Below are 17,924 nucleotides of genomic sequence, written 5' to 3'. Positions count from 1 at the left end.
GGCGGCCCCTGCGGCCGCGCCCGCGGCGGGCTTCACCGAATCTTCAGGGTCCCGGGGTTCACCCGCCGGAACGAGCTGTCTACTGTCGATTCCGTGGGATGCGTCAGCGTCCCCCGCGCCGGCCCGCGCAGCGTGCGGCCGGCGTCGACCGACCGTCGATCGGACGAAGGAGCAGGACCATGACCCACGTGACCTCGATGCTCGAGACCTACCCGAAGGACCTGGGGGACATCGACCGGCAGAAGCTGGCCGAGTGCATCGCGGCGTGCTTCGAGTGCGCCCAGACCTGCACCGCCTGCGCCGACGCCTGCCTGGCCGAGGACACGGTCGCGGAGCTGACCACGTGCATCCGCAAGAACCTGGACTGCGCCGACGTCTGCACCGCCACCGGCAGGGCGCTCACCCGTCGGACCGGCGACAACGCCGAGGTCGTCCGCGCCCTGCTCGAGGCGTGCCGCACCGCGTGCCGCTCCTGCGGCGACGAGTGCGAGCAGCACGCCCGGATGCACGAGCACTGCCGCGTCTGCGCGGAGGCCTGCCGCCGCTGCGAGCAGGCGTGCGCCGACCTGCTCGCGTCGCTGGGCTGAGCGGCCGCCCTCCGGCGCCCGGGCCGGGCTCACTCGTCCGGGCCGGTGTCCTCCCGGTGCGCCGCAGGACGGTCGTGGCCGCGGACGTTCTCCAGCGCCGAGCCGTCGCCGTACGCGTCGGCGGTGATGACGCTGAGCGTACCGTTCGTCTCGAGCACGACCGCCCTGATCCGGGAGAGGTCCCCGGTGCCCTGCATGCGCACCGCCTGGCGGACCTCCGACTCGGTGAGCCGGTTGCGCCGCAGCGCGTCCTCCCGGATCCGGCCGTCGGCCAGCAGCAGGGCGGGCTCCGAGGTGAAGAACCGCCGAGCCCTGGGACGGCGCGCCGACACGAGGGCCACGAGCAGCTGCAGACCGGCGAGCAGGGCCAGGGCGGTGGCCCCCTCCGCCCAGGAGACGTCCGTGCTGAGGAAGATGGTGGCGAGGGTCGAGCCCAGGGCCACCGTGACCACGAAGTCGAAGACGTTGAGCTGTCCGAGGGTGCGCTTGCCGGACAGGCGCAGGAGCACCACCAGCGTGATGTAGGAGGCGGCGCCGACGAGCAGGATCCGGAGGATGTCGGCCCAGGAGTCAAACCACACGACGGGACCTCCGTTCCGTGGCGACGGGGGCGGGACAGGGCTGCGGACTCATGCGGGGGACTCCTCTTCCTGTTCGCGCTCCGGCTCCCGGTGCTGGAGCCACGCGCTCAGCGGTGCGGTGGACAGCCCGTGGACGAGCACGGACAGGGTGATGGCGAGGGTGGTGTGGACGAAGACGTCGTGGTTGCCGGTGTGCCGCTCGGTCGGCGTCGCGTAGAACAGGGCCGAGACACCGATGGGTCCGAACCAGCTCAGGAAGAACGTCTCGGAGCGGTCGTGCACGCCCCGCAGCAGCGGCCGGAGCGTCCACAGGGTGACGAGTCGGCGCGGCAGCAGCGCGGCGCCGAGGACCACGGGGGCGCCCCAGCCCAGCCCCGCCCACTCGCCGACCGGCAGCGCCAGGCCGAGGAGGAGCCCCAGCAGCGTCCCGAACACCGCCGCTCCCACCCCCTCCCGCAGCAGGATCCCGGTCAGCAGCTCGTGCCAGGCGCGGTCCGGCTCGGTCATCAGCGGGGAACAGAGCCAGTACCAGGGTGACGTCCATGCGTGTCCTTCCGCCGCTGTCCGAGGGCCCACCGTGCCCGGCGGGTCGCGCCCTTCGTCCACCGTAATACTGCTGATGGTGTCCCGGCACGGCCGGGCGGCCCGGACGGGAGACGGCAGGGTCCGTCGGGGAACTCGACAGCAACTTCGACAGCAACTTCGACAGCAACTTCGACGGGAACGGGGACGACGACGTGGACGTGCTGCTGACGCTGCTGGGGTTCACGGTCGTCGCGGTGGGGCCGTGGGTGCCGGGCCGATGATCACGGTGGTCGTGCTGTGGGTGCTCCTGCAGGGCGTCGGCTGGGCCCTGGTCTACCTGCCGCACGTCCCCGGAGGCTTCACGTACTCGCCGGGGGTGGACCCGGCGGACTGCCCGGATCCCGTCGAGGCGCTCTACATCTCGTTCGTGACCCTGGCGACCCTGGGCTTCGGGGACGTCGTGGCCACCGACCCCTGGATCCGGCTGGCCACCCCGCTCGAGGCGCTGACCGGGTTCGCCCTGCTCACGGCGGCCCGGGTGCTGGACGGCCTGACCGCGGGGGTGGCCGGGGCCCGGATCGACTTCACCCAGCACGGCGAGACGTACTACTTCCAGGAGGAGGACCCGGACCTCTCACTGGCCCGGCGGCTGTCCTATGCCCTCGAGCTGCGGGACCGGGCCGCCGCGTCCGCCGCGCCGCGGGTGCGCACCGGCGCCCGGCGCCTGGGCCTGGCCCTCGAGCAGCTCGCGCACCAGCTGCGGAAGAGCTCCGGGTGCGCCGGGCAGACGCCCGCGGACGTCTTCGCCGCCTACGCCGAGGACCACGGGCGGGACCCGCGCCGCTGAGCCGGCGCGGGGAACAATCCCCGGGGCATGCCGGTTGCGCGGAGCATGAAGGCATTGACGTACGCCCGCTACGGCGGCCCCGAAGTCCTCGAGCTCACCGATCTTCCCGAGCCGAAGGTGCCCCCGGGCTGGGTGCTCGTGCGGGTGCGCAGCGCCGCGATCAACCCGGTCGACTGGAGGATCATGTCCGGGGGCCTGGACCCGCTCATGGAGGTCCAGTTCCCGGTGGTGCCGGGCTGGGACGTGTCCGGAGTGGTGGAGTCCGTCGGCATCGACGTGCCGGAGTGGGCCCCCGGGGACGAGGTGATCTCCTACGCCCGCACGGACTGGGTGCACGGCGGGACGATGGCCGAGTACGTGGCCCTGCCCTCCCGCCTGCTCGCGCCGAAACCGCCGTCCGTGGACTGGGACCGGGCGGCGTCCCTCCCGCTCGCGGGGCTCACCGCCTACCAGGTGCTCGGCCGCCTGGAGGTCGCCGCGGACCAGACCGTGCTGGTGCACAACGCCTCCGGCGGCGTCGGCGGCTATGCCGTGCAGCTCGCCGTGGCGCGGGGTGCCCGGGTGATCGGCACCGCGTCGGAGGCCAACCACGACTACCTGCGCTCCCTGGGCGCCGAGCCGGTGGTCTACGGGGAGGGGCTGCCCGAGCGGGTCCGGGAGCTGGCCCCCGAGGGGGTGGACGTGGTCGTGGACCTCGTGGGCGGGGTCGTCGAGCAGACGCTCGCCGTGCTGAAGGACGGCGGACGGCACGCCTCCGTGGCCGACGACGCCGTCGAGGCCCACGGCGGGACGTGGATGTGGGTGCGCCCCTCCGCCGAGGACCTCACCGAACTGGGCCGGCTGGTGGACCGGGGGGTGCTCCGGATCGAGCTCGCCCGCAGCGTGCCCCTGACCGAGGCCGTGGAGGCCTACCGGCTGAGTCAGGAGGGGCACGTCCGCGGCAAGATCGCCGTCCGGATGGGGTGATCCCCCGGCGCCCCGCGCCGCGTAGGTGCACAGCAGGCTGACTGGCACAATGGGCCTGTGACCGACCACACGGAGATCCTGAGCGCTCTCGAGGACGCGCGGGCGCTGCTCGCGGCGTCGAGCCTCCCGCTGTCCACGACCGACGTGCTGCGCGAGCGCGGGGACATCGACCGCGCCGTGGACCAGCTCGACGACTACGTGCTGCCCCGGGTGCGCTCCCTCGACGCGCCGCTGCTCGCCGTGGTCGGCGGGTCCACCGGCGCGGGCAAGTCCACCCTGGTCAACGCGCTCGTCGGGCACCCCGTGACCCGCTCCGGGGCGATCCGCCCGACCACCCGGCAGCCCATCCTCATCCACCACCCGCGCGACGCCGAGGCGTTCACGACCCCGCGGGTGCTCCCGCACCTGAGCCGGATCCACGCGCAGAAGGTCACGCCCGCGGGCTCGACCGCCGCGGACACCGCCTCGCCGTCGGCGCTGCCCGGCACGGCGGACGGCCAGGCCCTCGTGCTGCTCGCCGAGCCGCGCATCCCCGAGGGCGTCGCCCTGCTCGACGCCCCGGACGTCGACTCCATCTCCGACGAGAACCGCCGGCTCGCGGGACAGCTGCTCGCCGCCGCCGACCTGTGGCTGTTCGTGACCACCGCGAACCGGTACGCCGACGCGGTCCCGTGGCGGCTGCTCGTCGAGGCGTCCCAGCGGGACATCACGGTGGCGGTGGTCCTCGACCGGGTCCCGCACGGGCTCGAGGCCGAGATCGAGGAGGACCTCCGGCGGATGCTCGCCGAGCAGGGCCTCGGCGACGCCCCGGTGTTCACCGTCCCGGAGTTTCCGCTCAACGAGATGGGCATGCTCCCGCCCCACGTCGTCGCCCCCGTCGCGGACTTCCTGGCCGAGCTGGGGAGCGATGCCGCCTCCCGCTCGGAGATCGCCCGCCGGACCCTGGGGGGCGCGGTGCGCTCCGTCGCCGAGCGCACCGGCGCCGCCGGGACCGCGGTGCTCTCCCAGCAGCGTGTCGGGCAGCAGCTGCGCCACGACGTGGACCGCGCCTTCGACGAGGCGCTCGCCGCGGTCATCGAGTCGACCCGCGACGGGACCCTGCTGCGGGGGGAGGTGCTCGCCCGCTGGCAGGACTTCGTCGGCACCGGCGAGTTCTTCCGCAACCTCGAGGCGGGCATCGGCCGGCTGCGGGACCGGCTCACGGCCTTCCTCAGCGGCCGGCCGGCCCCCGAGGTGGAGGTCGAGGAGGCCATCGAGACCGGCCTGCAGACCGTGATCGTCGAGGAGGCCGCGCGCGCCTCCGAGACCGCGGAGCGCCGCTGGCAGGACGAGCCCGCGGGCCGGGTGCTGCTCGGCGGCTCCGACCTCGGCTCCCTGCCACCGGACTTCCGCGAGCGCACCGCCGAGCAGGTGCGCGCCTGGCAGGGCGACCTCATGGAGCTGATCCAGCGGGAGGGCGCCGACAAGCGGACCAAGGCCCGGGCCATGTCCCTGGGCGTCAACGCGCTGACCGTGATCCTCATGATCGGCGTGTTCTCCATGACCGGCGGGCTCACCGGCCTGGAGGTCGGCATCGCCGGCGGCTCCGGCGTGGTGGGCACCAAGCTGCTCGAGGCCGTCTTCGGCGAGGACGCCGTGCGGCGGATGGCCGAGGACGCCCGCAAGAACCTCGAGACCCGCATCTCCACGCTGATGGACGAGCAGGCGTCCGTGTTCCTGCGGCGCCTCGACGTCCTGGACGGGCACCCGCAGGCCGAGGAGCTCTCGGCGGCGGCCGAACGCGTCCGGACGGCCGCCCGGACGCTGGGGGAGCGCCGGTGAGCCCCTCCCGGCAGGCGGCCCCGACCCTCTCCGAACGCCTCACGGCGCTCGCGCGCGCCACGGAGCTGGCCTCCGGCCGGCTCGACGAAGACGCCGTGGCGACGTCCCGCACCGTCCTGGACCGGGCCGCCGAGCGGCGCTCGCTGTCCGCCGACCACACCGTGGTGGGCTTCTTCGGGGCGACGGGGTCGGGGAAGTCCACCCTCTTCAACGCCGTCGTGGGCCGGGACATCGCCCGGGCCGCGGCCCGCCGCCCCACCACGGCCGAACCGCTGGCCGCCGTCTGGGGGGAGCCGGGCAGCGAGGCCCTGCTGGACTGGCTCGGCGTGTCGCAGCGGCACCACGTCGACACGCCCCTGCCCGCGGGGCCCGGGGACCCCGGCCGGTGGACGCGCGTCAAGGACCGCATCACGGGTGGGCCCGCCGCGGCGACGCCCGGTGGGCTCATCCTCCTGGACCTGCCGGACTTCGACTCCGTGAGCCTGCACCACCGCACCATCGTGCAGCGCCTCGTCGGCATGGTCGACGTGGTCGTCTGGGTCGTGGACCCGCAGAAGTACGCCGACGCGGTCATCCACCAGGAGTTCATCGCGCCGCTGGCCCGCCACGGGGCCGTGACCATGGTGGTGATGAACCAGGTGGACCGGCTGCCGCCCGCGGAGGTCCCCGCGGTGATGGCCTCGCTCGAGGAGCTCGTGGCCCGGGACGGGCTGCCCACCACGGGGCTCTCCGCGCCGGCGGCGGTCTCCGCCGTGACGGGGGAGGGCGTGCAGGCGCTCCGGGCCCGGATCCGCCAGGTGGCCGACACCCGGGCCGCCGCCGGGGCCCGGCTCGACGCCGACGTCGACGACGCCGCCGCGCTCCTGGCCGAGGCCTCCGGGGACGGGGAGCCGGCCGGCATCACCGAGACGGCGCAGGAGCGGCTCACCGACGGCCTGGCGCAGGCCGCCAACGTGCCGGGCATCGCCCGGTCCGCCGGGAGGTCCTACGCCCTGCACGCCGCGGGCCACACCGGGTGGATCCCCACCCGGTGGCTGCTCCGGTTCCGCAAGGACCCGATGCGGCGGCTGAACCTCGACCGGGGCGGGACCGTGAACCCCGAGGTCAACCGCACGTCCCTGCCGCCCATGGGCGCCGCCCAGCGGGCCGCGGCGGACTCCGCCGTGCGCACCTTCGCCCACGACGCCGCGGACGGGGCCGCGGAGCCGTGGACCCGCTCGGTGCGGCAGGCGGCGCGCACCCACGAGCACCGCCTGCCGGACGCGATCGACCAGGCCGTCGCCCGCACCGACTTCCGGGCCGGGCGCAACTCCTGGTGGTGGCTCGCCCTCGACGTCGTCCAGTGGCTCGCGATGCTCGCGGTGGTCGCGGGTCTGCTGTGGCTCCTCGGGCTGTTCCTGCTCGAGTGGTTCCAGGTCCCCGCCCCGCCGCCGCCGTACGTGGAGGGCTTCCCGCTGCCCGTGCCCACGCTGCTCGTCCTCGCCGGGGTGGTGCTGGGGATCTTCACGGCGCTGACCGGCCGGATCCTCGCCGGCTTCGGCGCCCGGATGCGGGAGCGCTCGGTGCGGCGCAGGCTGCGGGCGTCGGTGGCCGAGGCGGGCCGGCGCACCGTCGTCGACCCCGTGGAAGCGGAGCTCGAGGCCTTCGCCGCCTTCAGCGCGGCCCTGGCCGTCCTGCGGCGCTGACTCCCCGGTCCCCGGCGGCGGCCGGGCGGAGCGCGAGGATCCAGCCGCCCGCCACGCCGATGGCGAGCAGGACGGCCGCGAAGCCCAGGGCCGGCGCGCCGCCCCAGTCGAGGACGTCGCCGTACCGGAGCAGGGCGAGGACCTGGAGGAGGGCGAAGGCGAGGGCGCTGAACCCGAGGGGGCGCACGGTGCGCGCCTCGCCGCCGGACCGTGCGTACGCGGCCGCCCAGCCGAGACCGACCAGCCAGGCCCCGACCGCCCGCGCCGTGAGCGCGGTCAGCGGCCACGGCCACAGCGCCGCGGCCTGCCCGGGCAGGACCAGCAGGGCGGCACCGGTCAGCAGCAGCACGGCCGCGATGCCCGCCAGCAGGACCCGCAGCCCGCGGGGCAGCGGCGCCCGGGGCTCCGCCGTGCGCGCGTCGGCCGGCCGGCGCGACCGCGTCTGGACCCGGCCGACGACGAGCATCGCCACGGGCACGACGGCATAGACGACCAGCCACGTCCAGGTGGCGGTCCGGGCGAGGAACGGGTGCTCCGCGGACAGGTGGAACCGCTCGAGATGGAGCAGCGTCACCCCCAGGGTCAGGGTCGTGAAGACGAAGACGGGCCAGACCGCCAGCTTCGCCCGGTCCCAGCCGGAGGAGCGCGCGCCCGCCACCTCGAGGACGGCGCTCGACCAGTAGGCCGCGCCCAGGAAGACCGCGGTCATGGGCGGGTCGACCGTCCACGCGAACCAGTCCGCCGTGCGCAGCGGGAACACGAACAGCAGCAGCCCCGCGAGGAAGACCAGGAACGCGGCGGCGTACAGCAGCCCCCGCATCGAGGCGACGAGCGGGGCGGTGTCAGCCGGGGAGCGCATCGCCGACCGGCGTCCCGGGAGCGGTCAGCGGGTGCTCGGCCAGGTAGCCGTGCAGCAGCGAGACCACGGTGGCGCCGTCCCCGACGGCGGTCGCGACCCGCTTGACGGAGCCGGCCCGGACGTCGCCGATCGCGAAGACGCCCGGCAGGCTGGTCTCCAGCGGCCGCGGCGGACGGGCCGGGTCGCCGGACGAGGCCTCCGGGGCCTGCGGTGTGCCGCCGGTGCGCAGGAACCCGGCGGGGTCGCGCTGCACCGTGCCCGGCAGCCACGACGTCCGCGGCACCGACCCGATCAGCACGAACAGCCCGGCGGCGGGGATCTCCTCGGGCGGCGCCGCGCCGGGATCCCCGGTGGGGGTCACCTCGACGGCGACGAGGCAGCCGTCCAGCTCGCGGGCACCCACGACGGAGGCCCCGCAGCGGACCGTCACGTTCTCGGTGGCGTCGAGCTGGCCGATGAGGTAGTCCGACATGCTGGTGGCCAGCGTGGGTCCCCGCACCAGCAGCGTCACGTGCTGGGCGTACCGGGCGAGGTGCAGGGCCGCCTGCCCGGCCGAGTTGCCGCCGCCCACCACACAGACCCGCTGCCCGGCCAGCGACGGCGCCTCGGCGACGGCGGCGCCGTAGAAGACGCCCCTGCCGACGAGCGCCTCGAGCCGGTCCACGCCGAGGCGGCGGTAGTCCACGCCGGTGGCCACCACGACCGTGCGGCCCCGCACCACGCTGCCGTCGGAGACCGTCACCGTGTGCACGGCGCCGTCCGTCCCGAGGCTCTCCACCCGCCGCATGAAGAGGAACTCGGTGCCGAAGACCCAGGCCTGCTGGAAGGACCGGTAGGCCAGGTGGGCGCCGCTCACCCCGCGGGAGAAGCCCGGGTAGTTGCGGATCAGGGAGCTGGTCCCCGCCTGGCCCCCCACGGCCTGCTGCTCCACCACCATGGTGGACAGGCCCTCGGACGAGGCGTACACGGCGGCCGCGAGACCCGCCGGTCCCGCGCCGACGATGACGACGTCGAAGACCTTGTCCGCCGGGAGCCGGGGGTTCAGCCCGAAGGCCTCGACGATCTCCGGGTCGGTGGGGTTCACGAGGACGGTCGGCGGCGAGGTGAACTCCAGCACGAGGACCGGCAGCTCCGGGTCGGCCAGGTCCAGGCCCGCCAGCATCCGCTGCGCAGCGGGGGACCCGACCGGCTGGAAGCCGACCGGGATGTGGTTGCGGGCGAGAGTGTCGCGCAGCGAGCGGGTCCGTGCGTCGCGCGGCTCCCCGATCATCCGGACGGGCTGGTAGCCCCCGCCCTGGGCGAGGTGCCAGTCGTCGAGGGCGTCGGTGATCGCGCCGTGGAACTCCTCGTCCCGGGGCCGTTCGGGGCGCAGCACGAGCAGGTCGGCGTGCCCCTGGGCGAGGGCCCGGAAGATCGGGGGAGCGCTGGCGAAGTCGCCCCAGGTCACCACGACCGCGCGCCGGGCGGCCGGGTGGTGGGCGTAGACGCGCCGCAGCAGATCCAGTCCGTCGCGGTCCTCCGGCCCGTAGCAGCCGAGGACGAGCGCCACCGCGCGCCCGCGCTCGTGCAGGCCCTCGAGCACGGCCCGGGCGTGGGCGTGGTCGGTGGAGGCGACCTCGTAGTCGGCGCCGTAGCGCCGGCGCAGCTCGTCCCCCAGGATGTCCCGGGAGACCGGGTCGCTGGTCGCGATCAGCAGGACCGGAACCGGGTCGTCCATGGCCGCCACCTCCTGGTGGATCCCTGGCCGGATGGCGCTCAGGCTACTCGCGCGGCCGGTCGGGGACAAGCAGATGTCGCCGGTGCCGGCCCCCGCTACTGCGCGGTGGCCCGGACCGCCTCCGTGAGCTGGCGTGCGGCCTGCACCACGACCTCGGCGTGCAGCCGGCCCGGTTGCCGGGTGAGCCGTTCGATCGGCCCGGAGATCGACACCGCGGCGATCACCCGACCGGAGGGCCCGCGGACCGGCGCCGAGACGGAGGCGATGCCCGGTTCGCGCTCGCCCAGCGACTGCGCCCAGCCCCGGCGGCGCACCCCGGCCAGCACGGTCGCGGAGAACCGTGCGTGGCGCAGGCCCTCCAGCAGCCGGTCGTGGTCCTCCCACGCGACGAGGACCTGCGCGGCGGAGCCCGCCTTCATCGACAGCTGCGTGCCCACCGGGATCGTGTCCCGCAGCCCGATCGGGCGCTCGGCGGAGGCCACGCACACCCGCCAGTCGCCCTGCCGGCGGAAGATCTGCGCGGACTCCCCGGTCGCGTCCCGCAGGTTCACCAGGACGGGGCCGGCGGCGGCGATCAGCCGGTCCTCGCCGGCCGCGGAGGCCAGCTCCACGAGCCGGGAGCCGAGCACGAACCGGCCCTGGATGTCCCGGCCCACGAACCGGTGGTGGGCCAGCGCCACGGCCAGCCGGTGCACGGTGGGACGGGCCAGGCCCGTGGCGCTCACCAGCTGGGCGAGCGTCGCCGGCCCCGCCTCGAGGGCATCGAGGATCATCGCGGCCTTGTCCACGACCCCCACCCCGCTCGGCGCGGTCGTCGAGGCGAGGGCGAGCGCCTCCCCGGTGCCCTGCCCGCCCAGCGGCGTGCCGAGCGGGGCGCCGGACGGGTCCATGTGTCCAGATGTGTCCATGCACTGATACTGACGTCTCAGAATGTGAGAAGCAAGCGGCAAAGCTGGCCCGCCGCGAGCCGGGCCCCGACCATGGAGGAAAGACGTTGCACAGGCAGCACGGAAGGATCCGCCATGCCGGACTACCAGTCCTCGACCCCCTCCACGACCTCCGCCACGGCCTCCGGGGCCGCGGGGGGACGCACCCTCGCCGAGAAGGTCTGGGCGGACCACCTCGTGCGCCAGGGCGAGGACGGGCGGCCCGACCTGCTCTACATCGACCTCCACCTGCTCCACGAGGTCACCTCGCCGCAGGCCTTCGAGGGGCTGCGCCTGGCGGGCCGTCCGCTGCGCCGCCCCGAGCTGACGATCGCCACGGAGGACCACAACACGCCCACGCAGGACATCTTCTCCCGCATCGCCGACGACACCTCCCGCAAGCAGATCGAGACCCTGCGGGCCAACAGCGCCGAGTTCGGTGTGCGCCTGCACCCGCTCGGGGACGCCGAGCAGGGCATCGTGCACGTGGTGGGTCCCCAGCTGGGCCTCACCCAGCCGGGCATGACGGTGGTCTGCGGCGACTCCCACACCTCCACCCACGGCGCGTTCGGCGCGCTGGCCTTCGGCATCGGCACCTCCGAGGTCGAGCACGTGATGGCCACCCAGACCCTGCCCCTGGCCCCGTTCCGGACCATGGCCATCACCGTCGAGGGCACGCTGCGCCCCGGCGTGTCCGCCAAGGACATCATCCTGGCCGTGATCGCGAAGATCGGCACCGGCGGAGGACAGGGCTACGTGCTGGAGTACCGGGGCTCGGCGATCCGCGCCCTGTCCATGGAGGCGCGGATGACCATCTGCAACATGTCGATCGAGGCCGGGGCGCGGGCGGGCATGATCGCCCCGGACCAGACCACGTTCGACTACGTGCAGGGCCGCCCGCACGCGCCCCAGGGTGCCGACTGGGACGCGGCCGTCGAGTACTGGCGGACCCTGCGCACCGACGACGACGCCGTCTTCGACGCCGAGGTCTTCCTCGACGCGGACGAGCTCGAGCCGTTCGTCACCTGGGGCACCAACCCCGGCCAGGGCGTCCCGCTGTCCCAGTCCGTGCCCGACCCCGAGGACATCGGGGACGAGAACGACAAGGCCAACGCCCGCCGGGCCCTGGAGTACATGGGCCTGGCCGCCGGCACCCCCATGAAGGAGATCCCGGTGGACACCGTGTTCCTGGGCTCGTGCACCAACTCCCGGATCGAGGACCTGCGGGCGGCGGCGGAGGTCGTCAAGGGCCGGGCCAAGGCCGCGAACGTCCGGATGATGGTGGTGCCCGGCTCCGCCAAGGTGCGGCTGCAGGCCGAGGCCGAGGGGCTGGACCGGGTGTTCACGGAGTTCGGCGCGGACTGGCGCTTCGCGGGCTGCTCGATGTGCCTGGGCATGAACCCGGACCAGCTCGCCCCCGGGGAGCGGTGCGCCTCGACGTCGAACCGCAACTTCGAGGGCCGGCAGGGCAAGGGCGGGCGCACCCACCTCGTCTCGCCCGTGGTGGCCGCGGCCACCGCGGTGCGCGGCACGCTGTCCTCCCCCTCCGACCTCGAGCCCGCCGGCGCCGCCGACGACCTCGCGTCCGCCGGCGCCTGAGCCCTCGACCCAAAGCCCAGAAAGGCCCTGCCATGGAGAAGTTCACCACCCACCGGGGTGTCGGCGTCCCGCTGCGCCAGTCCAACGTGGACACCGACCAGATCATCCCGGCCGTCTACCTCAAGCGGATCACCAAGACCGGCTTCGAGGACGCCCTCTTCGCCGCCTGGCGCAAGAACGAGGACTTCGTGCTCAACCGGGATCCCTACCGGCACGGGAGCGTGCTGGTGGCCGGGCCCGACTTCGGCACCGGCTCCTCCCGCGAGCACGCGGTCTGGGCGCTGCGCGACTACGGCTTCCAGGTCGTCGTCTCCTCCCGGTTCGCGGACATCTTCCGCGGCAACTCCGGGAAGCAGGGGCTGCTGGCCGCGCAGGTGGACCAGGCCGACGTCGAACTGCTGTGGAAGCTGATCGAGGAGCACCCCGGCACCGAGATCGAGGTGGACCTCGAGTCCCGCACCGTGAGGTGCGACACGGTGACCGTGCCGTTCAGCATCGACGACTACACGCGCTGGCGCCTCATGGAGGGCCTCGACGACATCGGGCTCACCCTTCAGCGCGAGGAGGACATCACGGCCTACGAGGCCGCCCGCCCCGCGTTCAAGCCGACCACGCTGCCCGCCCGCACCTGATCCCGCCACGCCCGGCACGGCCCGGCGGCGCCCTCCGCGGCCCGCCGGGCCGTCGTGCTGTCCCGGACACGCACGACGGCCGCCGTTGTGCGGGGGCCCGCGCCGGGGAACCTACACTGTACGGGTGCCGCTCCCGCTCGGGGGTGGCCCGGCAACAGCAGATCGGAAGGTCATGAGCAGCGCACTGCACATCACGGGCGGCATCCCCCTGTCCGGGCAGGTCACCGTGCGAGGTGCCAAGAACCTCGTCCCCAAGGCCATGGTGGCCGCCCTCCTGGGCTCGACGCCGTCCGTCCTGGCGAACGTGCCCGAGATCAAGGACGTCCAGGTCGTCACCAACCTGCTGGAACTGCACGGGGTCGACGTGGGGCGCGAGGACGGCCGGCTGTCCCTGGACCCCTGCAACGTCACCACGGCGCGGCACGCCGACATCGACGCCCACGCCGGGGACTCCCGGATCCCGATCCTGCTGTGCGGGCCCCTGCTGCACGCCATCGGGGAGGCGTTCATCCCCGACCTGGGCGGCTGCAAGATCGGTGACCGCCCCATCAACTACCACCTCGACGTGCTGCGCCACTTCGGCGCCCGCGTCGAGAAGCTGGAGTCCGGGATCCGGATGAGCGCGCCGCACGGGCTGCACGGCGCCAAGGTCGAGCTGCCCTACCCCTCGGTCGGCGCGACCGAGCAGGTGCTGCTCACCGCCACCCGGGCCGACGGCCACACCGAGCTGCGCGGTGCCGCCACCGAGCCCGAGATCATGGACCTCATCGCGATCCTGCAGAAGATGGGCGCCATCATCACCGTCCAGACGGACCGCGTGATCCGCATCGAGGGCGTCCCCGAGCTCACCGGCTACCGGCACCGGGCCATGCCCGACCGGATCGAGGCCGCCTCGTGGGGCTCGGCCGCGCTCGCCACCGGCGGCGACATCTTCGTGGCCGGGGCCCGGCAGTCCGACATGATGACGTTCCTCAACACGTTCCGGAAGATCGGCGGCGGCCTCGACATCACCGAGGACGGCATCCGCTTCTACCACCCCGGCGGGGACCTCAATCCGCTCATCGTGGAGACCGACGTGCACCCGGGCTTCATGACCGACTGGCAGCAGCCGCTCGTCGTCGCCCTCACCCAGGCCAAGGGTGTGTCCATCGTGCACGAGACCGTCTACGAGAACCGCTTCGGCTTCACCGGGGCCCTCAACCGGATGGGGGCCACGATCCAGCTGCACCGCGAGTGCCTGGGGTCCGTCCCGTGCCGGTTCGGCCAGCGCAACTTCGTCCACTCGGCCGTCATCTCCGGGCCCACCCCGCTGCAGGCGTCCGAGATCAACATCCCCGACCTGCGCGGCGGCTTCTCCCACCTCATCGCGGCGATGGCCGCCGACGGGGTCTCGCACGTGACGGGCGTCGAGCTGATCAAGCGCGGCTACGAGCACTTCACCGACAAGCTGACGGGGCTCGGGGCGTCGTTCGAGCTCGACGGCGAGTGAGCCGGGCCCGCCGATGAGCCGCTCCTCGAACCGCCGCCTGTTCCGCGTGCTCGCCGGGGTCGTCAAACCCTCCTACCGGCTGGTGGCCCGGCTGCGCTGGACGGGCGAGGAGCACCTGCCCGCCGAGGGAGGGTTCATCCTGGTGCCCAACCACCTCACCGAGCTCGACCCCCTCACGGTCGCCATCACGCTCTACGACAACGGCATCATGCCCCGATTCCTCGCGAAGGAGTCCCTGTTCCGCGCCCCCGGGGTGGGGTCGGTGCTCCGGGCCACGGGCCAGGTCCCCGTGCTGCGCGGAACGGCCGACGCCGCGGCCGCGCTCACGGCCGCCCGCGCCGAGCTCGCCTCCGGCGGGGCGGTGGTGATCTACCCCGAGGGGACCCTCACCCGGGACCCGGACCGGTGGCCGATGACCGGGCACACGGGTGCCGTGCGGCTGGCCCTCGCCACCGGGGCCCCGGTGGTCCCGCTCGCGCACTGGGGCGACCAGGAGGTCCTCGACCACGACCGCTCCACCGGCCGGCGCACGGTCAGCCTGTTCCCGCGCAAGGACGTGCGCGTGCGGATCGGCCCGCCCGTGGACCTCTCGCCGTGGCGCGACGACGTGCCCGACCTGACCCATCCGGTGGGCCGCCACGCGGCCCGGCTCGAGGACGCCACCGACGCCGTGATGCGCGCCGTGACCCGGGAGCTGGCGGTGCTCCGCGGGACCGGCGCGCCGACCGCCCTGTGGGACCGCCGCCGAGGAGGCCGCCTGTGACGCGCGCCGGGACCACCGCGCCGCTCCCCGCCGGGCCGCGGCGGATCGCCGTCCTCGGGGCCGGGTCCTGGGGCACGACCTTCGCGAAGATCCTCGCCGACAGCGCCCGGGAGTCCGCCCACGCGCGGGGCGAGCCGATCGGGCGGACCGTGGCGCTGTGGGGGCGCAGCACCGCCGCGATGGACCACACGGCGCGCACCCGCGTCAACGACCGCTACGTTCCCGGCATCCGGCTGCCCGGGCGCCTGGAGATCACCGCCGACCTCGCCGCCGCCGTCGGCGGGGCGGACCTCGTGGTCCTCGCCGTGCCCGCCCAGTCGCTGCGCGCCCAGCTGGCCGCCGTGGCCGGGCACCTCGACCGGGACGCCGTGGTGCTCTCCCTCGCCAAGGGGCTCGAGCGGGACACGGGGCTGCGGATGAGCGAGGTGGTCGCCGAGGAGCTGGGGCGGGACACCGGCCTGGGCGCCGAGCACTGGCGGGCGCGCACGTGCGTGCTCTCCGGACCCAACCTGGCCATGGAGATCGCCGAGGAGCAGCCCACGGCCTCCGTGGTGGCGGCCCCCACCACCGACCTGGCCAGCTGGGTGGCGCACGCCTGCCGGACCCGCTACTTCCGTCCCTACACCAACACGGACGTGGTGGGCACCGAGATCGGCGGCGTCGTCAAGAACGTCATCGCCCTCGGCGTGGGCGTCGCCGACGGACGCCACTTCGGGGAGAACTCGAAGGCCTCCATCATCACCCGCGGGCTCGCCGAGACCACCCGGCTCGCCCTCGCCCTCGGCGGGCGGCTGGAGACCCTCTCCGGCCTCGCCGGGCTGGGGGACCTCGTGGCCACGTGCTCCTCGCCGCTGTCCCGCAACCGCACCGCGGGCCGGCTCCTCGGCCTGGGCCTCACCCCCGCGGAGGTCCAGGAGGAGATGACCCAGACCGCCGAGGGCATCAAGTCCGCCCCGGCGGTGCTCGCCCTGGCCCGCCGGCACGACGTCGACATGCCCATCACCGAGGCCGTCGTGGCCATCCTCCGCGAGGAGATCACCATCGACGACGTGGCCCAGCTGCTGCTGGGCCGAGAGATCAAATCCGAAGGGACCGCCCCATGACCCCCCGCCCCTGCGTCGCCGTGCTGTTCGGCGGGCGCTCCAGCGAGCACTCCATCTCCCTCATCACGGCCCGCGGGGTCCTGCGCGCCATCGACCGGGAGAAGTGGGACGTGGTGACCGTGGGCATCGCCACCTCCGGGGAGTGGTTCCTCTGCTCGCAGGAGGAGCTCGAGGCCCTGCTGGAGGCCACCCCGATCGCCGAGCTGCCCGTGGGCGACGAGCTCGTGAGCCTGCCGCTGAGGGTCGGTGAGAGCGAGCTCATCGTGCGCCAGGACGGCCCCGACGGGACGACCGTCGGCCGGGACCGGCACATCGACGTGGTGCTGCCCCTGCTCCACGGCCCCTTCGGGGAGGACGGGACCCTGCAGGGCCTGCTCGAGCTCGCCGACCTGCGCTACGTCGGCTGCGGCGTCACCGCCTCCGCGGTGGGCATGGACAAGCACTTCATGAAGCTCGCCTTCGAGGCGGCGGGCCTGGCGGTGGGCCCCTACACCGTGGTGACCGACCGCCAGTGGGCCGTGGACCCCGGGGGCGTGCGCGAGCGCATCGCCGCGCTGGGCTTCCCCGTGTTCGTCAAGCCCGCCCGCGCCGGGTCCTCCTTCGGCATCACCAAGGTGGAGGGCCCCGAGGAGCTGGACGCCGCGATCGAGACCGCCCGCGCGCACGACCGCAAACTGGTGGTCGAGGCCGGGATCGTGGGGCGGGAGATCGAGTGCGCCGTCCTCGAGGGCCGCGGCAACGACGCCGCCCGGACCTCCATGCCCGGCGAGATCGAGATCGTCGACGAGCACGCGTTCTACGACTTCGAGGCGAAGTACGTCTCCCAGGCCTCCGCGCGGCTCAGCTGCCCGGCGGACCTGCCGGAGGAGGCGATCGACACGATCCGCCGCTGCGCCGTGACCGCCTTCGAGTCGCTCGACGGCGAGGGCCTGTGCCGTGCCGACTTCTTCTACACCCCCGACGGCCGGGTGGTCATCAACGAGATCAACACGATGCCCGGGTTCACGCCGATCTCGATGTACCCCCGGATGTGGGCGGCGTCCGGCCTCGACTACGCGGAGCTGATCGACGAGCTCCTGGGCCTGGCCCTGGAACGGCCGGTGGGGCTGCGCTGAGCCGCGGCACGAACGTGCGAGCGGGCTCCCGGCTCACGGGGCGGGCGACGCGGTGACCACGACGTTCTTGCCGACGGCGTCCTGGGTGTAGCAGCTGATGAGGACGATGCGGTTCGGGACGACCCGCCAGATCTCGCTGTCCTTCAGCGTGTCCTTCTCGTAGGTGGTCACCGAGTCGACCACGTAGTCGAGGACCCCGTCGACGGTCTCGACCTCGAGCTCCTCGCCCACGAGGGCCGGGTTGCTCAGCCGGTTGAAGGGCAGCTGCACCTCGTCGTGGCTGTGCCCGGCGATGTACGTGGTGTTCGTGGACCCGGCCCCGGGCATCCCGTAGGGCGTCAGCCGGTAGCCGCTGTAGGTCTGCGGCGGCACGAGCGAGCCGCCCGCGAGGTCCTCCTCCGTCGGGTCGTAGGGCAGCACGTCGGCGTCGAAGCCGACGGAGTCGATGCTCAGCCGCACCGGCGACGCCGCCGACGGCACGTGCCCCAGCAGGTGCTGGGCGAGGGACCACTGGTTCATCAGCGCCACCCACAGCACGGCGGCGCACAGCGTCACCACGGCCGCGCGCCGCGCGAGCGGATCCCTCGCCGCGGTCCTGCCGGAGCGCGGCGACCCCGCCACGGTGCTGGTTGCCATGCTGTGCCGTCCTCCTGGTTCCGGTGCTGCCGCCGGGCGGCGCGGCCCGGTGCGGTCGCACCGGGCACGGTGC

17 protein-coding genes are annotated in these 17,924 nt (G+C 74.2%); 11 read left to right on the top strand and 6 right to left on the bottom strand.

The window, feature by feature from the left end; all coding sequences use genetic code 11:
• The first annotated feature begins 179 nt into the window (after positions 1-179).
• On the top strand, positions 180-587 hold the full coding sequence (locus ACFU0Y_RS10280; protein ID WP_380214396.1) for a four-helix bundle copper-binding protein: 408 nt from the start codon (positions 180-182) through the stop codon (positions 585-587).
• A gap of 29 nt (positions 588-616) precedes the next feature.
• On the opposite strand, the gene ACFU0Y_RS10275 is transcribed toward ACFU0Y_RS10280, so the two are convergent.
• Together ACFU0Y_RS10275 and ACFU0Y_RS10270 are read right to left on the bottom strand one after the other, a co-directional pair.
• Positions 617-1,168 (bottom strand): DUF421 domain-containing protein, encoded by a 552-nt coding sequence (locus ACFU0Y_RS10275; RefSeq protein ID WP_380214395.1) that lies wholly within the window; start codon positions 1,166-1,168, stop codon positions 617-619.
• A 48-nt stretch (positions 1,169-1,216) separates the two neighbouring features.
• Positions 1,217-1,675, bottom strand: coding sequence for a hypothetical protein (locus tag ACFU0Y_RS10270; protein ID WP_380214394.1), 459 nt, complete (start codon positions 1,673-1,675; stop codon positions 1,217-1,219).
• Positions 1,676-1,970: 295 nt separating this feature from the next.
• Between ACFU0Y_RS10270 and ACFU0Y_RS10265 the strand changes: the two genes are divergently transcribed.
• From ACFU0Y_RS10265 to ACFU0Y_RS10250, 4 genes are read left to right on the top strand one after another with little or no spacing between them, the layout of a single operon-like run.
• Positions 1,971-2,540 (top strand): potassium channel family protein, encoded by a 570-nt coding sequence (locus ACFU0Y_RS10265; protein WP_380214392.1) that lies wholly within the window; start codon positions 1,971-1,973, stop codon positions 2,538-2,540.
• Between the two features lie 45 nt (positions 2,541-2,585).
• Positions 2,586-3,506 (top strand): NADP-dependent oxidoreductase, encoded by a 921-nt coding sequence (locus ACFU0Y_RS10260; RefSeq protein WP_380214391.1) that lies wholly within the window; start codon positions 2,586-2,588, stop codon positions 3,504-3,506.
• Positions 3,507-3,563: 57 nt separating this feature from the next.
• Positions 3,564-5,327, top strand: coding sequence for a dynamin family protein (locus ACFU0Y_RS10255; RefSeq protein WP_380214390.1), 1,764 nt, complete (start codon positions 3,564-3,566; stop codon positions 5,325-5,327).
• Positions 5,324-7,012, top strand: coding sequence for a GTPase (locus tag ACFU0Y_RS10250; RefSeq protein WP_380214389.1), 1,689 nt, complete (start codon positions 5,324-5,326; stop codon positions 7,010-7,012). The genes ACFU0Y_RS10255 and ACFU0Y_RS10250 overlap by 4 nt, the downstream gene beginning before the upstream one ends.
• On the opposite strand, the gene ACFU0Y_RS10245 is transcribed toward ACFU0Y_RS10250, so the two are convergent.
• The 3 genes from ACFU0Y_RS10245 to ACFU0Y_RS10235 form a co-directional block, all read right to left on the bottom strand.
• A complete protein-coding gene (locus tag ACFU0Y_RS10245) occupies positions 6,981-7,871 on the bottom strand; it encodes a hypothetical protein (protein WP_380214388.1) in 891 nt (296 codons plus the stop codon). The genes ACFU0Y_RS10250 and ACFU0Y_RS10245 overlap by 32 nt on opposite strands.
• Positions 7,855-9,588, bottom strand: coding sequence for an FAD-dependent oxidoreductase (locus ACFU0Y_RS10240; protein ID WP_380214387.1), 1,734 nt, complete (start codon positions 9,586-9,588; stop codon positions 7,855-7,857). The genes ACFU0Y_RS10245 and ACFU0Y_RS10240 overlap by 17 nt, the downstream gene beginning before the upstream one ends.
• Positions 9,589-9,683: 95 nt before the next feature.
• Positions 9,684-10,496: an IclR family transcriptional regulator gene (locus tag ACFU0Y_RS10235; RefSeq protein WP_380214386.1), complete on the bottom strand. Its 813-nt coding sequence runs from the start codon at positions 10,494-10,496 to the stop codon at positions 9,684-9,686.
• Between the two features lie 114 nt (positions 10,497-10,610).
• On the opposite strand from ACFU0Y_RS10235, the gene leuC reads away from it, so the two are divergent.
• The 6 genes from leuC to ACFU0Y_RS10205 all read left to right on the top strand — a co-directional run bounded on the left by leuC (position 10,611) and on the right by ACFU0Y_RS10205 (position 17,215).
• On the top strand, positions 10,611-12,113 hold the full coding sequence (gene leuC, locus ACFU0Y_RS10230) for a 3-isopropylmalate dehydratase large subunit (protein ID WP_380214385.1): 1,503 nt from the start codon (positions 10,611-10,613) through the stop codon (positions 12,111-12,113).
• A gap of 32 nt (positions 12,114-12,145) precedes the next feature.
• Complete coding sequence (gene leuD, locus ACFU0Y_RS10225) at positions 12,146-12,745, top strand: 3-isopropylmalate dehydratase small subunit (protein ID WP_380214384.1); 600 nt, start codon at positions 12,146-12,148, stop codon at positions 12,743-12,745.
• Between the two features lie 172 nt (positions 12,746-12,917).
• Positions 12,918-14,234 (top strand): UDP-N-acetylglucosamine 1-carboxyvinyltransferase, encoded by a 1,317-nt coding sequence (gene murA / locus ACFU0Y_RS10220; RefSeq protein ID WP_380214383.1) that lies wholly within the window; start codon positions 12,918-12,920, stop codon positions 14,232-14,234.
• Positions 14,235-14,247: 13 nt separating this feature from the next.
• Positions 14,248-14,997 (top strand): lysophospholipid acyltransferase family protein, encoded by a 750-nt coding sequence (locus ACFU0Y_RS10215; RefSeq protein WP_380214381.1) that lies wholly within the window; start codon positions 14,248-14,250, stop codon positions 14,995-14,997.
• Positions 14,994-16,100, top strand: a complete 1,107-nt coding sequence (locus ACFU0Y_RS10210; RefSeq protein ID WP_380214380.1) for an NAD(P)H-dependent glycerol-3-phosphate dehydrogenase — start codon at positions 14,994-14,996, stop codon at positions 16,098-16,100. The genes ACFU0Y_RS10215 and ACFU0Y_RS10210 overlap by 4 nt, the downstream gene beginning before the upstream one ends.
• Positions 16,097-17,215 carry a D-alanine--D-alanine ligase family protein gene (locus ACFU0Y_RS10205; protein WP_380214379.1) on the top strand — a complete coding sequence of 373 codons (1,119 nt, stop codon included), beginning with the start codon at positions 16,097-16,099 and terminating at the stop codon, positions 17,213-17,215. The genes ACFU0Y_RS10210 and ACFU0Y_RS10205 overlap by 4 nt, the downstream gene beginning before the upstream one ends.
• A gap of 33 nt (positions 17,216-17,248) precedes the next feature.
• On the opposite strand, the gene ACFU0Y_RS10200 is transcribed toward ACFU0Y_RS10205, so the two are convergent.
• Positions 17,249-17,851 (bottom strand): class F sortase, encoded by a 603-nt coding sequence (locus ACFU0Y_RS10200; protein ID WP_380214378.1) that lies wholly within the window; start codon positions 17,849-17,851, stop codon positions 17,249-17,251.
• Positions 17,852-17,924 lie beyond the last annotated feature (73 nt).

The organism is Kocuria sp. NPDC057446 (assembly GCF_042802875.1).
Classification (GTDB): domain Bacteria; phylum Actinomycetota; class Actinomycetes; order Actinomycetales; family Micrococcaceae; genus Kocuria.
This window is presented reverse-complemented; position numbering and strand designations above follow the sequence as displayed.

Coding starts and splice junctions, on each gene's coding strand:
- ACFU0Y_RS10280 (WP_380214396.1), top strand. CDS start 180: ATGACCCACGTGACCTCGATGCTCGAGACCTACCCGAAGGACCTGGGG.
- ACFU0Y_RS10270 (WP_380214394.1), bottom strand. CDS start 1,675: ATGACCGAGCCGGACCGCGCCTGGCACGAGCTGCTGACCGGGATCCTG.
- ACFU0Y_RS10265 (WP_380214392.1), top strand. CDS start 1,971: ATGATCACGGTGGTCGTGCTGTGGGTGCTCCTGCAGGGCGTCGGCTGG.
- ACFU0Y_RS10260 (WP_380214391.1), top strand. CDS start 2,586: ATGAAGGCATTGACGTACGCCCGCTACGGCGGCCCCGAAGTCCTCGAG.
- ACFU0Y_RS10245 (WP_380214388.1), bottom strand. CDS start 7,871: ATGCGCTCCCCGGCTGACACCGCCCCGCTCGTCGCCTCGATGCGGGGG.
- ACFU0Y_RS10240 (WP_380214387.1), bottom strand. CDS start 9,588: ATGGACGACCCGGTTCCGGTCCTGCTGATCGCGACCAGCGACCCGGTC.
- ACFU0Y_RS10235 (WP_380214386.1), bottom strand. CDS start 10,496: ATGGACACATCTGGACACATGGACCCGTCCGGCGCCCCGCTCGGCACG.
- leuC (WP_380214385.1), top strand. CDS start 10,611: ATGCCGGACTACCAGTCCTCGACCCCCTCCACGACCTCCGCCACGGCC.
- leuD (WP_380214384.1), top strand. CDS start 12,146: ATGGAGAAGTTCACCACCCACCGGGGTGTCGGCGTCCCGCTGCGCCAG.
- murA (WP_380214383.1), top strand. CDS start 12,918: ATGAGCAGCGCACTGCACATCACGGGCGGCATCCCCCTGTCCGGGCAG.
- ACFU0Y_RS10215 (WP_380214381.1), top strand. CDS start 14,248: ATGAGCCGCTCCTCGAACCGCCGCCTGTTCCGCGTGCTCGCCGGGGTC.
- ACFU0Y_RS10205 (WP_380214379.1), top strand. CDS start 16,097: ATGACCCCCCGCCCCTGCGTCGCCGTGCTGTTCGGCGGGCGCTCCAGC.
- ACFU0Y_RS10200 (WP_380214378.1), bottom strand. CDS start 17,851: ATGGCAACCAGCACCGTGGCGGGGTCGCCGCGCTCCGGCAGGACCGCG.